Origin of the sequence: Fibrella aestuarina BUZ 2 (genome assembly GCF_000331105.1) — a bacterium.
Classification (GTDB): Bacteria; Bacteroidota; Bacteroidia; order Cytophagales; family Spirosomataceae; genus Fibrella; species Fibrella aestuarina.
Genome location: NC_020054.1, coordinates 5316040 through 5332752 on the forward strand (window position 1 = coordinate 5316040; position 16713 = coordinate 5332752).

9 protein-coding genes are annotated in these 16713 nt (G+C 60.0%); 1 reads left to right on the forward strand and 8 read right to left on the reverse strand.

From position 1 onward, the window contains the following. Positions 1–5: 5 nt before the first annotated feature. The 4 genes from FAES_RS22125 to FAES_RS22140 all read right to left on the reverse strand — a co-directional run bounded on the left by FAES_RS22125 (position 6) and on the right by FAES_RS22140 (position 6699). Positions 6–1388, reverse strand: coding sequence for a glucuronyl esterase domain-containing protein (locus FAES_RS22125; protein ID WP_015333415.1), 1383 nt, complete (start codon positions 1386–1388; stop codon positions 6–8). A gap of 23 nt (positions 1389–1411) precedes the next feature. Beyond that, positions 1412–4327, reverse strand: a complete 2916-nt coding sequence (locus FAES_RS22130; protein WP_041259334.1) for a glycosyl hydrolase 115 family protein — start codon at positions 4325–4327, stop codon at positions 1412–1414. A gap of 106 nt (positions 4328–4433) precedes the next feature. Beyond that, positions 4434–5726: a mandelate racemase/muconate lactonizing enzyme family protein gene (locus tag FAES_RS22135; protein ID WP_015333417.1), complete on the reverse strand. Its 1293-nt coding sequence runs from the start codon at positions 5724–5726 to the stop codon at positions 4434–4436. Positions 5727–5754: 28 nt separating this feature from the next. Beyond that, on the reverse strand, positions 5755–6699 hold the full coding sequence (locus FAES_RS22140) for an RraA family protein (protein ID WP_015333418.1): 945 nt from the start codon (positions 6697–6699) through the stop codon (positions 5755–5757). A gap of 687 nt (positions 6700–7386) precedes the next feature. Between FAES_RS22140 and FAES_RS22145 the strand changes: the two genes are divergently transcribed. After that, the gene (locus FAES_RS22145) at positions 7387–8418 is read left to right on the forward strand and encodes a LacI family DNA-binding transcriptional regulator (protein ID WP_015333419.1); all 1032 of its coding nucleotides are present in this window, start codon (positions 7387–7389) and stop codon (positions 8416–8418) included. Here the strand turns inward: FAES_RS22145 and FAES_RS22150 are convergent. From FAES_RS22150 to FAES_RS22165, 4 genes are all read right to left on the reverse strand, one after another. Further along, positions 8415–9866 (reverse strand): rubredoxin, encoded by a 1452-nt coding sequence (locus FAES_RS22150; protein WP_015333420.1) that lies wholly within the window; start codon positions 9864–9866, stop codon positions 8415–8417. The two genes, FAES_RS22145 and FAES_RS22150, sit on opposite strands and share 4 nt — an antisense overlap. A 26-nt stretch (positions 9867–9892) precedes the next feature. Beyond that, complete coding sequence (locus FAES_RS22155; protein WP_015333421.1) at positions 9893–13465, reverse strand: nitrate reductase; 3573 nt, start codon at positions 13463–13465, stop codon at positions 9893–9895. A 34-nt stretch (positions 13466–13499) separates the two neighbouring features. Further along, positions 13500–14801 (reverse strand): NarK family nitrate/nitrite MFS transporter, encoded by a 1302-nt coding sequence (locus FAES_RS22160; RefSeq protein ID WP_015333422.1) that lies wholly within the window; start codon positions 14799–14801, stop codon positions 13500–13502. Positions 14802–14909: 108 nt separating this feature from the next. Continuing rightward, a complete protein-coding gene (locus FAES_RS22165) occupies positions 14910–16460 on the reverse strand; it encodes an alginate export family protein (RefSeq protein ID WP_015333423.1) in 1551 nt (516 codons plus the stop codon). Between the last annotated feature and the right edge of the window lie 253 nt (positions 16461–16713).

Here is a 16713-nt window from a genome sequence, read left to right on the forward strand (position 1 = left end):
CTATTCTATTTCGCTTTTACCCGTATATACCGATCAGCGTATTGGAGGAACGTGGGCCAGTTGGGGCCGGTGGTGTGGCCGCCGCTATGCTGCCGGAAGGCAATGTCGCCACTCACCAGCGCCGTTTCCTGGGGCGGATAGTCCATCGTACCCATGCCTTTTTTGCCCAGCAGTTCGTAGACCGGGCTGGCGTAGGCCCCACCCAGAAACATGCCTTTGGCATCGACCCATCGACCTTCCACGTCGGGCGAGCCGGAGCTGATGAAGACGGGCCGGGGCGCGCAGAGGGCTACCAGTTCGTGGGCGTCGACGGGCATATCGGTGGGTTTGAGAGGTCCGGCGTATTTGATAAAGTTGCCCGCCATCCAATGGTATTCGGCCGACGACGCGACGTTTTCGACCTGCTCGCCATAAGTGCGCCGGTGTAGTTTCACGCCCCCTTCGCCCGATGAACCGATAAAGCCGATGGCGAAGCGCGGTTCGTAGGCCATTGTCACGGCCGTGGCTTTGCCGTAGCGCGACAGGCCCTCGATACCCACCTGTTTGGCGTCGACGTCTTTGTCGGTTTCAAAGTAATCGAGCGCCCGGCTGGCGCCCCACGCCCAGGCCCGGAGCGCCCCCCAATCGTCGGGTTTGCGGGGCTTGCCTTTATTCACCAGTCCAATGATGCCCTCGGTCAGGCCCGCACCGTTGTCGGCCTGGTAGCTGGTGGGGTAAATGACGGCGTAACCCCAGCCTTTTTCGAGTAGTTGTTGCTGCCAGCTCAGTGGTGGCGGGGCGGTAGTCGACGACGGGGGCTGCGGCATTCGGAAACCAGCGGGAAACCGGAACCCATAGCTCATCATCACCGGCACACCACTTTTGGCCTTGGCGGGTGTGGCCAGCATCAACTCAATATCGACCTTGATGGCTGGGTACGTTGCGTTATCCACGTGGCCAACCAGTTGTTTCAGTTTGATGGGGTACGCACCATCAACCGTATCTTTTGTGCTGACGACCTCCCAGCGCACGCCAGGTACGTTGGCGGGCACCCGGCCGTAGATTTCCCGGTCGAAATCTTCCACAATTTCGGGGCGGCGCTTTTGCCACCAGTCTTTCGCCGATTTTACTTTCTGCCCATTTTTCAGGGTAAGCGGGTCGGGCAGGCTGGTATAGGTGGTGGCTTTGGCTTCATCGGCGTTGGCAGCATTGGGCGCTTTCGGATTGCCCGACGGGCCCGGCCGCGTTTCGGTAATCATCAGTTGGGCCAGCATGCTGCGGTAGTCGGCCTGCGTTTTGCGTTGTTGCCGGGCCATCAGGCTGTCCTGCTCGGGCGTGCGCGGACCAAACTGGGCCAACAACCAGGTCGGGGTAGCCAGCAGCAACGTACTGATTAGTAGTGACTTCATGAGATCGAGGGCGTTTGACTGGCTTAGCGGCCGGTTGATTCGTTAAGCGTGGCAGTTTCGGGCCGGAAACTCTCGGGCGGACCGAGGTAACTGGGCTTCAGCCCGCCCCGGTCGATGACCAGTTTCTGCACCACCACCGCCGGGTCGACCAGCCAGTAGTTGAGCGTATGCGGCCCCGGTTTGGTAATCCGGTGGCGGGTCGTCAGGATGCGGATGTTGTTGGCGACGGATTGCTCCCAGACGCGCGGGGTTTCATTGGCGTGGATATCCACAAGCTGCGGGGCTTCATCGTCGAACGAAATGGCGTATCGCAAGCCTTTGTTATCGTTGAAATTGAGCGTGGGCGACAGGTACGTCTGCACCTGAACGCTGCCGCTGTCGGCCAGAAAAACGGCGTATTCCAGGCGGGGCGACGCGCCACCGGGTTTGTCGATCGCGGGTGCCGTGACGGGCCAGCTGGTCATGCCCGATGCGGTGCGGCCAATGTCGGGGATGCGTATCCAGTTGGTCGCTGCCGTGGCAACGGTTCGGCTGGGGTGTTCGGCCTCGATGGATACGTACCCACCGCTTTCCACAAACCCTTTTGCCAGGGTGGGGCGGGCTGCCGGTTTGTCGACCATCGCCTGCACGACTACCGGCGGGCCGTTCGGGCCGCTGATCGTGATCGGCACCTGTTGTTTACCAACCGGCACCTGCTTCCAGTCGACGCGGACCAGCAACCGGGTTTCTTTGTCGACGGTGCCTTTGGGCGCCGACAGGCTAAGCCACGGCACGGTGGTTGTGGCCGTGTACGTCACCGGCACCGATCCCCGGTTGAACAGTTCGATGTAGTGGGATTGCGCTCCGTACGGGTCGAAAACCGGCAGGCGAGCCTCGGCCGTTGAACCACCCGGCCACCACGCCGTCGAGCCTTCGATGGCGACGCCCAGTTCGGCCGTGTTGGGTACGTCCAGCGTTTTCACGTCGGGCATTTTGTTCTTCTCAGGCTGCTGCCAGTAGGTGTAGCCGATGTGGGTCTGGTCCATCATGTGGCTCCACTTGCCCCCGGCCAGCGTATCGTTGTAGTAGCGCGTAATCTGCGCGTCTTTCTCGAAAAGCGTCTTCACCCGATCGGCCAGATCGTTGGTGGCGGCTCGCCCCTGCTCAGCATACCAGCGGTTGCGGCCAGCCGTTACGTAAAGCTCGTTGACGGTCGCACAGGCTTTTACGGGGTGCAACACCAGTTGAAAATAGGCGTCCTGATAGCTGGCGGGCAGGTCTTTTCCGATACGCTCTGCTTCCGCCAGCAGTTGGTTGTAGTCGTTAACGACCGTTTCGGCCTCGCGGTAGTTGGTAAGGGTGTATGTATTGGGGGCCAGCAGTTCGGGTTTCCGGCGGGCGTTGAAGCGGGTGTATTGGGTCAGCACGTCGGCAATGGCGGCGGCGTGCTTCGTTCCGAACTGCCGCTCGGCCCACAGGCGGGTGTAGTCGGGCAGTTTGTCGGCGGGCCAGTTGTTGGGGTTCCAGGCGTAGTCGAGGAAGAATTCGATGGGAAACTCCATCGGTTTGATGTCGCCCACGTTAACGATCCAGATCTGATCGACGCCGTGCTCGTAGGCCAGGTGCATCTGCTCCCAGGTGCGGGCGATGGGATTGGTGTTTAGCCACTTGTAGTTGCGGGGGCCACCCACGTAATCGAAATGATAATAGATGCCGTAGCCGCCTTTGCGTCGGGGAGCGCCCATGACGGGGAGCTTACGGATGTTACCCCAGTTATCGTCGCAGAGCAGCAGGGTCACGTCGTCGGGCACGCGCATGCCTTTGTCGTAATAGTCCTGCACTTCCTTATAGAGCGCCCACGACTGCGGCGTTTCGGACGCGGGTTTGCCCGTTACGTCCTGAATGATTTTGCGCTGATCGGCCACGATCGTTTCCAGCAGCGTGGTGGCGGTTTCGCGGCTCATGGGGGCATCGCCGTCGCCCCGCATCCCCACGCTCAGGATACTTTCGTTGGTGCCCATCCGCTGCACGCTGCTCCGCCAGAACGCCCGCAGGGTGGAGTCGTTGGTGCTGTAGTTCCAGGGACCTTTGCCGTAGCGGCGCCACTCGTCGTGCGCCCGCATCAGCGGTTCGTGGTGCGAGGTGCCAATGACTACGCCGTATTCGTCGGCCAGTTTGGGGTTCATAGGGTCATCGTCGTAGAAGGCGTTGCCCCACATGGCGGGCCAGAGATAATTGCCCTTCATCCGCAGGATCAGCTCGAAGACATGCTCATAGAACTGGTGGTTGAACCCGCCAAACTTCGCCTTTGTCCAGCCCGACAGCGCCGGGGCTTCGTCGTTGATAAAGATGCCCCGGTATTTCACGGCGGGGGTTCCCTGCGTGTGGCGACCCGGCAGCACATACAGCGTTGGCTGCGGTGCCACAGGCACGTCGGCCCACCAGGTCCAGGGCGATACGCCAATCTGCGCCGAAAGGTCGTAGAGGCCGTAGATGGTGCCGCGTTTGTCGCTACCGGCAATCACCAGCGCCCGATCAACGCCGGGCATGGGCTTTTCCACGACCTGCGTCACGAAGGTTTCCCACTTGCCCGCCAGATCGGTTACGTTCAGTTTGTTGGCTCTGATAAGGCCATCGATCAGCGGACTTTTCCCCAACGTACCCACCAGCACCACCTCCTTCGCCGACAGCTTATCCATCACCAGCGCAGGCTCGGTGTGAGTCACCTTGCCAATGTCGGTTTTCAGGTTGTTAAGTGCCCGTAGCACACCGGGAAAATCGCTTCCGCTCACCACCAGCGGCGTTGCTTTCCTGTTGGCTACCAAGGCAAACCGCCCTTTTCCGTTCTGGCCCGACACGTAGCGGTTGGGATCGATGGCGAAGGTCGTGGCCGAACCGAGCAGCAGCACGATGAGCAGCAAGGTTCGCCGATGCCAACAAGAAGCGGTTGAGTGATTCATGGGTACGTTGTTCATTCGCAGTCAATAAGCCAATAGCCTGAGCTGGTAGGGTCGGCGTGTCGTGCGGTCGTGGCCAGACGCCCCCCGACCCTACCAGACCGTTCTGCTAAACGAAGAAAGGCACGTCTTTGGGGGCGTATTTTTTCATTCCTTCTTCGTTGATTTCCACGCCGATGCCCGGTTTTTCGGAGAGCGGAATGAAGCCGTCTTTCACCATCGGGCCGTCGAACGTGACGATTTCCTTAAACATCGGCTCTTCGTGGAAATATATCTGCCACTCCAGAATCAGGAAGTTGGGCACGGTGGCGCAAACGTGGCTCGACGCCATCGCGCCCAGATACGAGGCCACCATGTGGGGCGCAAAGGGCACGTAATACAGGTTGGCGAGGTTGGCAATGCGCTGCCCTTCACCCAGGCCACCCGCTTTTTGCAAATCGGGCATGATGATGTCGACCGCCCCAATTTCGAGCAGGCGCCGGAAGCCATGCGCGAGGTAATGGTTTTCGCCCGCGCAGATCGGGGTGTTCGACGCTTCGCGGATCTGCCGGTAGGCTTCGGGGTTTTCGGCCGGGATGGGCTCTTCCAGAAACAGCAGGTTCAGCGGTTCCATCATCTTGGCCACGCGCCGGCCCGTCGTGACGTCGTAGCGCCCGTGCATGTCCACGCAGATATCGATTTTGGGGCCAACGGCTTTCCGTACCCCCGCAATTTGATTGTACATCCGCTCCAGCTCGCCCTGGCTGGCGGTCCAGTTGTAGGCGTCGAACTTGTTAGGATCGTTGCGCTCGTCGATGTCGTATTTGACGGCCGTAAAGCCCATATCGACCGCTTTTTTGGCGCTTTTGCCGAAAGCGTCCGGGCTGGTATCGGTTTCGCGGTAGGCGCCCGTATCGCAGTAGACCCGCACCTTATCGCGGTATTTGCCGCCCATCAATTGGTAAACAGGCAGGCCCAGCGCCTTGCCGACGAGGTCCCACAGGGCCGTTTCGATGGCCGACAACACCGAGATGTAAATGCCCGACTGCGCGCCCTCGAAGAAGCCCGACTTGCGCACATCCTCAAACAACCGATTGACGTTGAGCGGGCTTTTGCCTTTGATGCGCTGCGCCATCATCTTGACCAGGTGATACGTACCCACCGACGCGTCGACGGCCTCGCCGCAGCCCCAGATGCCCTGGTTGGTGTGCACTTTCACAAACAAGCTGTGGCCATTGCGGGTGTAGCCGCATTTGATGTCGGTGATTTTCAGGTCCGACGGGGCCGAGGAGAGCGGGGCGTTGTGCACGGCCGTTTCAAGCCCGCTCCCATAGCTGGTGATCGAGGTAGCCGCCAACGCGCTCGCGATAGCACCTTTGGTCAGGAACGAACGCCGTCCGATCCCGTTTTGTGTCGTTTTCATTAAAGTGGCAGGGTTTAGGAATAGTCAGTTACCAGGTACGGGTTTTCAGGTAGTCCTGTATCTGTTCTTTCGGTACGGGTAGTTCGCTGATGTGGGCGTTGAGCCACTGCGAAAAATCTTTCTCGATCTCGGGCGACCAGCGGGTGTCGATCTGCCCCGGCGTGTACTTCTGCTCGCGGAGGCGAAGGTGCCCAAACATGTCGCGCAGCCGAACGATCTCGGAGGTTTTCACCACTTTTTCGGCCAGATGCGGCGGAATGAACGACACGGCCCCGTCGCGCCCCAGCACGATGTCGCCGGGCATCACCATCACTTTACCGATGCGGGTCGGTTTGTTGATCCCGATCAGCACCGTGTTCAGGTCGCCCGGCGGGTTGTGGTGCGAAGGGTGGTAGCTACGAAAATACGACGTAAAGCCGCCGATTTCTTTCAGCCCGGCCACGTCACGCACGGCCCCCTCATACACAATCCCGTTGCCCGTTTTGGCAAAGATCGAGTTGCCGAGGTTATCGCCGATGGTGGGGCCGTCTTCGTGCATGCCATACTGATCCACCACATACACATCGCCTTTCACAAGCAGATCGATCGGCCAGGAATTCTGCCCTTTCACGCGGCCGTCTTTGTCGTGCCCTTTCTGGTCGATCGCCTTGTGGATGTCGGGTCGGCCGGGCATGAAACAGGCCGTTACGGCGCGGCCCACCAGCACGCTGTCGGGGTTGATGGTTTGCCAGCCTTCCGCATATTGATACTTGTAATTTTCACCCTTCATCACCGCCCAGGCTTCTTCGTGGGTGACGAGTTTCATGCGTTTCAGCAGGGCGTCGGGTACTTTGGGGCGGCCATCGGGAAAGCGGTCACCTTTCCATTCAGGCGTCAGAAAAAGCAGTTCCTCGCGGGAAATTTGTTGTCCCCGCGACACCGTTCGCTGGCCTAACAGGCCCATCAGCAAGACGGCAACGAAAACCAGTTTCATAAGTTTTATACGTGTTTAGAGGGTTTACCCATACGGAATGCGTTTGCTGCCTCTTTATACCCTTTTCCGTACACTGACTTCCTGATCCAGAATAGATTGGCGGCCCCACGTTCTCGTTTTAAAAACATATCCTGCCTATAAGGCAGGACATGTCGCTCTTAACAAACCTATGTGAAACGAAGCAATGCGATGTAAACCGGGCGGGTGTTAACGTACCCAGCCCTGGTTTCTGTAGCTCAAGTATGAAGTTACCCCGACGAGGACGGCAGACGATCGGGCTAGCTGCAACTACGGCCGGACCTGGGTCGGGCTCTCCCCTTTCGTTGATGCGTCTCAATCAGAGCCTAAAAATCCTGCTGATTTTTATATTTTGCAACCGATTGCAGAAACAGTTTCAAAAAAAGTGATTATTCGTGTGAAAATAGGCCTCCAAAGCCCTTTTTCAGCCATCAACCGATTACCAGACAAGTTACGTCTATTGCTTTTGCTATACATAGCTAATCGTATCCCGTATACATTAAGGTAAGGTTATGGATTAGTCAAAAACACCAATTGTTTCCGTTGTTGTTAGTAGCTTAGTCGTCTGGCAACGTGGAAAAACAATACATTTGTTAGGGTTAACCCAAGGCAGTCGACTGCCCTACCTACCACGTACACTAGCCACCAACGACGATAGCCTAACGCTGCATGGAGAAGGAGACAACTATTTACGATATTGCCGAACGACTTAAACTGTCCCCTGCCACCATCAGCCGGGCGCTGAATGACCACCCCGCCATCAACCACGATACCAAGTCGATTATCGCGGCCACGGCACAGCAGATGGGGTATCGGGCCAACATGTTTGCCAGTAACCTGCGGCGGCAACGCAGCAATACCATTGGGGTTATTGTGGGCAGCCTTACCAGCAGCTTTATGTCGTCGGTGCTGGCCGGTATGGAGCAGGTGGCCAATGAGGCGTCGTACAACCTGATTATCAGCCAGTCGCTGGAGTCGGCCAAGAAAGAGATCGCCAACGCGCGCACCATGTTCGACAGCCGGGTCGACGGGCTGCTGGTCTCGGTGGCCTACGATACCGACTCATTCGATCATTTTGAGCCGTTTATCCGAAAGAAGATTCCGCTCTTATTTTTCGACCGGGTGCTGACCCACAAGCAATGCACGAGCATCACCATCGACAACGCGCAGGCGGGTTACGAAGCGACCTCGCACCTGATCGAACAGGGTTGTCGGCGCATCATGCACGTGACGGGCAGTCTGAAACGAAACGTATATGCCGACCGGTTGGCGGGCTATCGGCAGGCGCTCATGCAGCATAACCTGCCCATCGATGAGTCGCTGATTATGGTTACTGCCCTGGATCGGGAAGCGGGCATCGAGGCGGCCCGGCGGCTTCAGGCGATGGATAACCGCCCGGATGGGATGTTCATCACGAACGACTTCTGCGCGGCCAGCAGCATTATCGCCCTCCAGAAACTGGGTCTTTCGGTGCCCAACGACGTCGCCGTCGTCGGCTTCAACGACGATACCGTCGCCCAGATTGTAGCGCCCCAACTAACGACGATCCATTATTCGGGCATCACGATGGGCGAAGTCGCCGCCAAGAGCCTGATCAACCACCTGACGGGCGTGCAGGATATCCTAACGACCAACCGCATCATTCTCCGGTCGGAGCTGGTGATTCGGGAATCGTCGTTACACGGCCGGGTACGTTCCTAAGCCACCAGGACCACCGCCTGCATCGCCGACTTGGGCGCGTCGCAGGTTGGGCAGGCGTAGGTGTCGGGTAGGTCGGCAAAGGCGGTGCCTGGTGGGATGTCGTTCAACCCATCGCCGTAGGCAGCATCGTACACAGTGAGGCAGTGCGGGCACTGATGCACAGGCTCGACCGCGTCGGCTACGGGCTCGGGCAGGTCGGGTTCGGCGTATTGGGCATCGCGGTCAGCGGGCAACCGGTTGGTATTGAACTGCCGGCACAGGCGGTTGATCTGATTCGGGAGGTGCAGTTTGAGTAGCCCGCTCTCAAACCGATGGTACACCCGGCTGTTGGGATTGAATTGCTCGGTATAGTACACATCATACACGCTGAATAGCGCCAGTTGCCCAATCCGCAGCAACGGCCGACGGCGGATCAGCACCGAACCAAACACCTCGGATTTGGGGCGGGTCTGAATCCCGAAACATAGCCCGAACGTGCGGGTGTCGTGCTTCTCGAAATAGTGCAGGACGTAGTTTTTCAGGCGGGTACCTTCGTCGGTATAGTCTTCCGTTTGCCAGGCGAGGCCATTGGCAGCGTGGCGCACGTTGATGTTGTGTTTACCCAGCACATACGACCAGTCAGCCCGATCTTTCTCCTCAATCCCTTTAATGATCAGCGATTTCCAGGGGGTCGTGCAGAGTTCGCCAATCCGGGTTTTGAGGCAAAGGGCGCAGATGTCCAGCAGAAACGCGATCGAAAACTGCTCATCGCGGCGGTACAGGCCCAGCCACGACCGCTGCCCATATCGGTTGAACCCTTCGTAGTAGGGCAACGAAAATTCGGGCAGCACCAACTCCTGCGTAACGGGCTGACTGATGAACGACTGCCGGGCGGTCACGGTCCGGTACAGGGTGGCTTCGTCGGTATGTTCGTCGGTCAGCATGGCGGCCTCCACGGCCTGCGCTAGTCGGCCTACGTCGTTGGTGTAGACCAGTTCGGGCCAGCAAAAGAGCGTGTTGCTTTGTTTGGGGCGCACGTAGAGGTACCAGAAGTGCGGGTCGGGGGAGCTGATGAAGTTCAGGTTGCCGGTGAAGAAAGGCGTGAAACTCTGCCGGGCATCGGCCAGATTCACCTTCAGACGAGGGCGATACTCAAACTGATCCAGCACGGTATGGTATTCGCTTTCGCTCAACCAGCCGCCCGCTTGAAACACCGCCTCGCCACAGTAGGAACTGATCAGGTTGGGGTATTCTTCCGAGTTGACTTCGTAGGTGATGTCGTGCTGTTGCAGGTCTTTTTCCAAAAACCGCAGCACTTCATAGTGCACCGTAAGCAACAGTTGCTGCCGGGCGCCGAACTGCACTGTCCGCACCTGGGCGTCGTAGGCCAGCCGCAGGATGGTCTGAAGGGTGCGCGGCGACACGATGCCCGCGGGCAGATTCACCTTCAGCGTATAATAGTCGCGCATAAACAGTCGTCGTCGATCAGATAAGGTTAAGCGTTGACCGGCTCGGTCAGTTTGTCCAGCAGGCTGCGTACTTCGGGGCGGCAGGAGCCACAGCCGGTGCCCGCGCCCGTTTGCTGGCAAAGCGCGTTGAAATCGGTGCAGCCCGCCCGGATGGCCCGCTCGAGGTTGCCCTGCCCGACAGTGTTGCACGAACAAACCAGCTTGCCCAATACGGGGTCGGCCTGTTTGCTCGATCGCAGCAGTTGCAGCCGCTTCTCCGACAGTTCAATGCCATTGGCGATGAGGTCGCGGAACTCGGCAAATTCGTTTTTGTCGCCAATCAGAATCGCGCCAATCAGCTTGTCGTTGTGCACAATGCACTTCTTGTAATAGCGCCGGGCTTTGTCGATAAACACGATTTCTTCGTAGGCCGCGCCCCCACCGGCCGGTACGTCGGTTACGCCCATACTGCACAGGTGCAGGCCCTCCATCTTCAGGATGTTCATCGACAGGCTCCCCCGGTAGGGTTGCGACACGTCGCCGGCGATGAAGCGAGCCGCCACCTCGGCCTGTTGCTCGGCGGCCAGGGTGATACCCCACATCTGCCCGTTCCATTGGGCCACTTCGCCCGTCGCAAAAATGGCCGGGTCGGAGGTTTGCATGTACTCGTTGACCACCACGCCCCGGTTGCAGACCAGCCCCGCCTCGCGGGCCAGTTCGATGTTCGGCTCGGTGCCAATGGCCATTACCATCACCTGACACGGCAACCGCCGACCCGATTTTAGCTGAATGCCATCGAGCCGAGCCGTGCCCGAAACGGTCTGCACTTCTTCGTTGAAATAAATGTCGATGCCCCGGTCGAGCAGTTCGAGATACAGCAATTCGCTCGCCAGCGTATCGAGCTGACGTTCCATAAACCGGCCACCCCGTTGCACCACCGCCACCCGCACACCAATCTGCCGCAGCGAAGCGGCCAGTTCGAGGCCCAGCAGCCCACCGCCCACGATCACGGCCTGCGCCTCGGGCTGATCCAGAAAGGGCAGGAGCGCATCGGCATCCAGCCGCGAGCGCATGGTGAAGATACCCGGCAGGCGGGGCACTCCTTTTGGTCGGAACGCCCGGCTCCCCGTACCCAGCAGTAGCTTGTCGTAGGCATGTTCGACGCCGTTGGTATCGGTTACCACCTTCGCCTGCCGGTCGATGTGGGCAATGCCAATACCCTTGTGTACCACAATGTTGGCATCAGCAAACTGGTCTTCGCGCAGCTTGACGAGTTGCGCCCAGCTCTGCGCGCCGCTGATGTAGTCGGGCAGCAGCACGCGGTTGTAGAACGGGTAAATCTCCGTGGAGAACACGTGGATTTCGTCGTCCAGAGCCTGGCTGTCGGCCGTAACGGCGCGGTAGGCCTGAATGAACCCCAACCCGGCCGAACCCGCCCCGATCACGACGATTTTCTCAGTAGGTTTTCGGTACGGCACCACCTCGACCGCCGCGAACTTGAAATCGGGTTCTTTCGAGCGCGGGTCGACCAGGCTACTGGTCAGGTTGTTGGCCCGGTTGAGGGTGCTGTTGCCCGGTTGCTTACCCCAGTGCATGGGCAGAAAGCAGAGGCCGGGGCGCAGGTCGTCGGAGAGTTGAGCGTTCACCCGCACCTCGCCCCGCCGACTACGTACCTGCACCAGTTGCCCCTCGCGAATACCACGTACCTGCGCGTCGGCGGGGTGGATGTGCAGGAAGGGCTGCGGCACGTGCTGCATTAATTTGGCGACCCGCCCGGTCTTGGTCATGGTGTGCCACTGATCGCGGACCCGGCCCGTGGTCAACACCAGCGGAAAATCGGGGTCGGTGGGTTCCGAGGTGTTTTCGTCAAGCACGGCCTGAAGCTGTGCCCGGCGGTTAGGGGTGTAAAACTGCCGGTCGGTGAAGAGTCGGGGCGTACCCACAGCGCCCGTATCGGCGTCATCAACCGATTCGGTGACCGCCCGCGCCGCCGCGGAGTAAGGCCACTGAATGCTGCGCCGGTCACGCAGCAGCGCGTGACTGATGCCGGTCACGTCGACGTTGGTACCCGCCGTGCTGCGGGCATATTCGTCGTACACATCGGCGGCGGTAGCGTAGTTGAATTGGGAACCAAAGCCCATTTTTTGGGCAAAGCGCCAGATAATCTCCACGTCGGGCAGCGCCTCGCCGGGCGCATCGATCACCTTCGGCAGGTACGTTACCCGCCGTTCGGCGTTGGTCATGGTGCCTTCTTTCTCGAGCCAGGCCGCAGCCGGTAGCACCACGTCGGCCAACGGCACGGTATCGGCCCGGTTCGATACGTCCTGCACCACCACAAACCGGGCTTTTCGGAGCGCTTCTTCGGCCCGGTTGACATCGGGCATGCTCACCAGCGGATTGGTGTTGATGATCCAGACCGCCTTTACGCGGCCATCGTGCAGAGCGTCGAATAGCTCAGTGGCCGTCAGGCCCGGTTTGGGCGCGATCTTGACGGGGCTCTGCCAGAAGGCTTCCATTTCGGCCCGGTGGGCGGCGTTGGTTACCTCCCGATGGGCGGGCAGGCTGTTGGCCAGGCCACCCACTTCACGTCCACCCATCGCGTTGGGTTGCCCGGTGAGCGAAAAAGGGCCGTTGCCGGGTGTGCCGATGCGCCCCGTAATCAGGTGCAGGCTGATGAGCGAGAGGTTTTTGTTCACGCCTACCACCGACTGGTTCAGGCCCATCGTCCAGAGCGACAAAAAGCCCGTCGACTGCCCGATCCAGCGCGCCACCTGCTCAATCTGCGCCGGTTCAATCCCGCACAGGTCGGCGGCGTCGGCCACGGTCCGTTGCATCACCTGCGTCGCATAGGCCGCAAAGCCGTCGGTATGGCTGGTGATAAAATCATGGTCAACCCATCCCTGTTCGATCAGCACTCGGCCAATGGCGTTGTTGAGCACAATGTCGGTGCCGGGCCGGATGGGTAGGTGCAGGTCGGCGGAGCGGGCGGTGTCGGTGCGGCGGGGGTCGATGCAGACGATTCGCACGTGCGGGTTGGCCGCCTTGTGGGCTTCGATGCGCCGCCACAGAATCGGGTGGCACCAGGCCGGGTTGGCCCCCGCCACCACAAACAGGTCGGCAGACTCGATGTCGTCGTAGCAGACCGGCACCGCATCTTCGCCCAGCGTCAGTTTATAGCCCACCACCGCCGAACTCATGCAGAGCCGGGAGTTGGTGTCGATGTTGTTGGAACCGATAAACCCTTTGATGAGCTTGCTGACCAGGTAATATTCTTCCGTCAGGCACTGCCCCGATACGTAGAAGGCTACCGCGTCGGGGCCGTACTTTTGAATCAGGGTGCGGAACACGGCGGCGGTCCGTTCCAGAGCCGCGTCCCAACCCACGCGCTGCATGGGCATCGACCGGTTGAGCCGCATCTGCGGGTACAGCAGCCGATCTGAGCTATCCATGACCGTGTAGTGCAGGTTCATGCCCTTCGAGCACAGCAGGCCCCGGTTCGACGGGTGTTGGGGGTCGCCCTCGACGGTCAGGCGGCCGTTGGCATCCTGGTTCACCAGAATGCCACAGCCTACGCCGCAGTAGCAGCAGGTGGTGCGGTGTTGCGTGGTTGGCGTATGCATAGGACCGGAGGATTACACGTTGATAAACAAAACGTTAGGCGACAGTAAGGGTGGATTCAGTGGCGGGTTCAGCTGTGGGTACGTCGGCTTTGGCAAAGCGCGTCAGGGCGACTACGCCCGCGACCACCGTGACCAGCGCCCCGATGTACACGAAGGCTTCGGAGTAGGAGATGCTATCCGATTTGAACAGAAAACCCGCCAGCACAGCCCCCACGTTACCCCCCGCGCCTACGATGCCGCTGACCGAGCCCAGCGCCTTGCGGTTGATGAAAGGGACCATGGCGTAGGTGGTACCATTGGCCATTTTCAGGAATAAGGCAAACACCACCATAGCCACGATGGCCACCGTCAGGCTCGCCGTCAGCCCAAAGAAGATGATCCCGGCCCCCTCAAGCAGCAGCAACCCCGCCAGCAGTAATCCTTTGCCGCGCATGCCGAACCGCCGCCCCACGTTGTCGGCCACGATACCACCCATGGCGCGGGCGAAGAGATTCATGAACCCAAACGACCCCGCCAGCAGCCCCGCGACGGTGAGGCTTGCGCCAAATTTTTCGGCGAAAAACAGGGCCGCTACGTTGTCGAAGGTCACTTCAATACCGAAGCAGGCGCCGTAGGCCAGAAACAGCACCCAGGTGCGGTAGTCCTTGGCGGCGTCGGCCAGCGAGCCTTTCTGTTGCTGCTGCCGGTCGGGCAGGGCGTCAAAGTTACCGGCCGGGGTGTCCTGGGTGTAGCGCCAGTACAACAGTGCCATGATGAGCAGCCCAACACCCGGCACCAGCATGGCCAGCCGCCAGGCCGAGGTGGGCAGGTAACCCAGGCTCACGAAACCGGCGAAGATAAGCGGCATGACCATGTTGGTGACGCCACCGCCGAGGTTCCCCCAGCCGCCCGCCACCGCGTTGGCCGTGCCGACAATCTTCCGGTCGAACATCACCGAGGTGTGGTATTGCGTGATCACGAACGACGCCCCGATCACCCCGATCGCCAGCCGGAACAGCAGGAAGGTGACGTAGTTGTGCGACAACCCCACCAGCAGCACCGGCACGGCAGCCAGCACCAGCAGGGCCGTGTAGGTTTTGCGCGGTCCCCAGCTATCGCAGAGCTTCCCGACCACGATACGGGCCACCACCGTTACGGCCACCGACGCGATGATGATGTTGCCAATCTGCGCTTTGGTCAGGCCGAGGTCGTCTTTGATGACCTTCATCAGCGGAGCGAGGCCGAACCAGCCGAAGAAACAGACAAAAAACGCCATCCAGGTGAGATGGAAGGTGCGCATCTGCACACCGCGGATGCTGAAAATGGTCAGCTTGTCGAGGGGTTTGTTGGCTTGCATGTGAACTGACGGATTAATGGTTGATAGAGAGTTTGTCAAACAGAAGGCCTCGCAGCCGGTCGTGGCTGTTTGCGTATACCGGTCTGGTCAAGGCGTCGGGTTGGTCGGTTACGGCCGGATGGCCACGGGTTTGGTGTAGAAGAAATCAGGGCGGATGTTGATCATCAGGTACGCCCACGTACCCAGCTTATCTTTCTGGTTCATGGTGCCCTGCTTGGCGTATTCGAGGCTGTTTGTGCCGTTCATGAGCGAGTAGCCCAGTTCGAGCGCCGTCAGCTTGTTAAGCGCGTAGGTGGCCACGAAGTCGTATTCGATACCCAGCTTGGGGTCGATCAGGCTACCGGCGGGGGCGTCGGTCATGCGGTTGGCGGTGGGGGCTGCCAGCGCGAAATAGTGGGCGTCGAGGCCCGCCGTCAGCCGGTTGGCGGTGTATTTCACTTTCACGAAGGCATCCTGCAACCCACCCGCCGGGGCACCCGTGCCCACGTAGAAATAGTCCATGTAGCCCCAGTGGCGGTGGGGCGTGCCGTAGAGCGGATCGAACCGGCTCGTTTCGCCCGCTTTGCTCGTGTTGGCGTTATTGCCCGACAGCACCTCGTAGCCCGGCCCGAAGCTGAGCGGTCCTTTCTGAAACAGGACGTTGCCGCCGTAGTGATACGCATCGCGGATCAACAGGCCGTCGCGGTCATGGCCGTTTTGCCCGTACCCAAATACCTGCCACTGCACCTTACCCAACGGCGAGGCGGCGTTGCCCAGTTGCCCGGTAAGCATGGCCCCATAGGTGAGCCGCGAGTTGACGCCCGTCACGTCGTACCGGCGCCCGTAGACGTACCCCTGCGCGGCATTGCCCAGTGAGTCGACCCGGTACTTTTGAAAATCGTCTTTAAAGAGCAGCGCCGAGAATTTGGTCTGGTTGACCTTGCGGGCCAGGTAGGCCATCTGAAACGATTTGAACTGCTGATTCTGCCCGTTGGTACTGAGGGGCGTGGCCAGCACCGGCGCGCCGCCCCGGCCCGCCGTGGGCAGAAAACCCGCCGGAATCGCCAGCGTCACATTCTGCGTCGACAGGGCCGTAGCCGGCGCGTTGCCGGCCGTGTAGAACGTACCCACGGTGCCGAAGGCGTCGGTATTCTGGTTGAAGCCCACGCCCAGATCGAGCGCCCAGCCCAGGTGCTGCGCTTTCAGCAGGGCCGCGTCGAAGCGGCGGCCCTGTTGCAGCCAGTCGAGGTTACCCAGCAGGCGCACGTCGTCGTAGACCAGTTCCTGACGGCCAATCTTGAGCGACAGGTTCTGGATTAGCTTGAACTTGAGTGTCGTATCGGCGCTGTTGGCCAGGGTGATGTCGGCCCAGGCTTCGTGCACCATCAGCCGGTTGCCGTCGACGTTATCAATGGTGGCGGCATCCTGCCCCCACACCCGCACATCCTGCACGGCGGTCTGGAAGGTGACGCGGTCCCATTTGTAGTTGAACGTCAGCCGGGCGCGCTGCGAGGTAAACACCGCCGCCGGGCTGTCTTTGGGTGCTAGATTGCCCAGCCCGTTCCGAACTTCGGTGCGGGTCCGTAGCTGCCCCGTGAGCGAAAATTGGGCATACAGTAAGGTATTGGTAGCCAGCATGGTGAAGCACACCAGGGCCACTCTCAGGGTAGATAGTGTCATGAGGAAGTACAGTGAGATAGAAAATGAAGGTCCGGCCGGAAAGCTCGGCCAGGAAGGCCCGAATGGGCAAGGCAGCGGCAGGGATACCCCAAATCGGGTAAACGGTACTAGACGGCCTGATCGATGATGGCGCGCGGGCGGAGCAACCCGTCAATGTGGGTACGGTCGGGTGCCGGGCGAGCGGGGCGAAATTGTGTTATTCGCTTTTTTTCATTTTCTTTGATGCGTTTGTGTTTTTCGCATAAACAATCCC

What these genes read in the sequence shown, in the direction of transcription:
- FAES_RS22125 (WP_015333415.1), bottom strand. Translation starts at nt 1,388, where the DNA reads ATGAAGTCACTACTAATCAGTACGTTGCTGCTGGCTACCCCGACCTGG.
- FAES_RS22130 (WP_041259334.1), bottom strand. Translation starts at nt 4,327, where the DNA reads ATGAATCACTCAACCGCTTCTTGTTGGCATCGGCGAACCTTGCTGCTC.
- FAES_RS22135 (WP_015333417.1), bottom strand. Translation starts at nt 5,726, where the DNA reads ATGAAAACGACACAAAACGGGATCGGACGGCGTTCGTTCCTGACCAAA.
- FAES_RS22140 (WP_015333418.1), bottom strand. Translation starts at nt 6,699, where the DNA reads ATGAAACTGGTTTTCGTTGCCGTCTTGCTGATGGGCCTGTTAGGCCAG.
- FAES_RS22145 (WP_015333419.1), top strand. Translation starts at nt 7,387, where the DNA reads ATGGAGAAGGAGACAACTATTTACGATATTGCCGAACGACTTAAACTG.
- FAES_RS22150 (WP_015333420.1), bottom strand. Translation starts at nt 9,866, where the DNA reads ATGCGCGACTATTATACGCTGAAGGTGAATCTGCCCGCGGGCATCGTG.
- FAES_RS22155 (WP_015333421.1), bottom strand. Translation starts at nt 13,465, where the DNA reads ATGCATACGCCAACCACGCAACACCGCACCACCTGCTGCTACTGCGGC.
- FAES_RS22160 (WP_015333422.1), bottom strand. Translation starts at nt 14,801, where the DNA reads ATGCAAGCCAACAAACCCCTCGACAAGCTGACCATTTTCAGCATCCGC.
- FAES_RS22165 (WP_015333423.1), bottom strand. Translation starts at nt 16,460, where the DNA reads ATGACACTATCTACCCTGAGAGTGGCCCTGGTGTGCTTCACCATGCTG.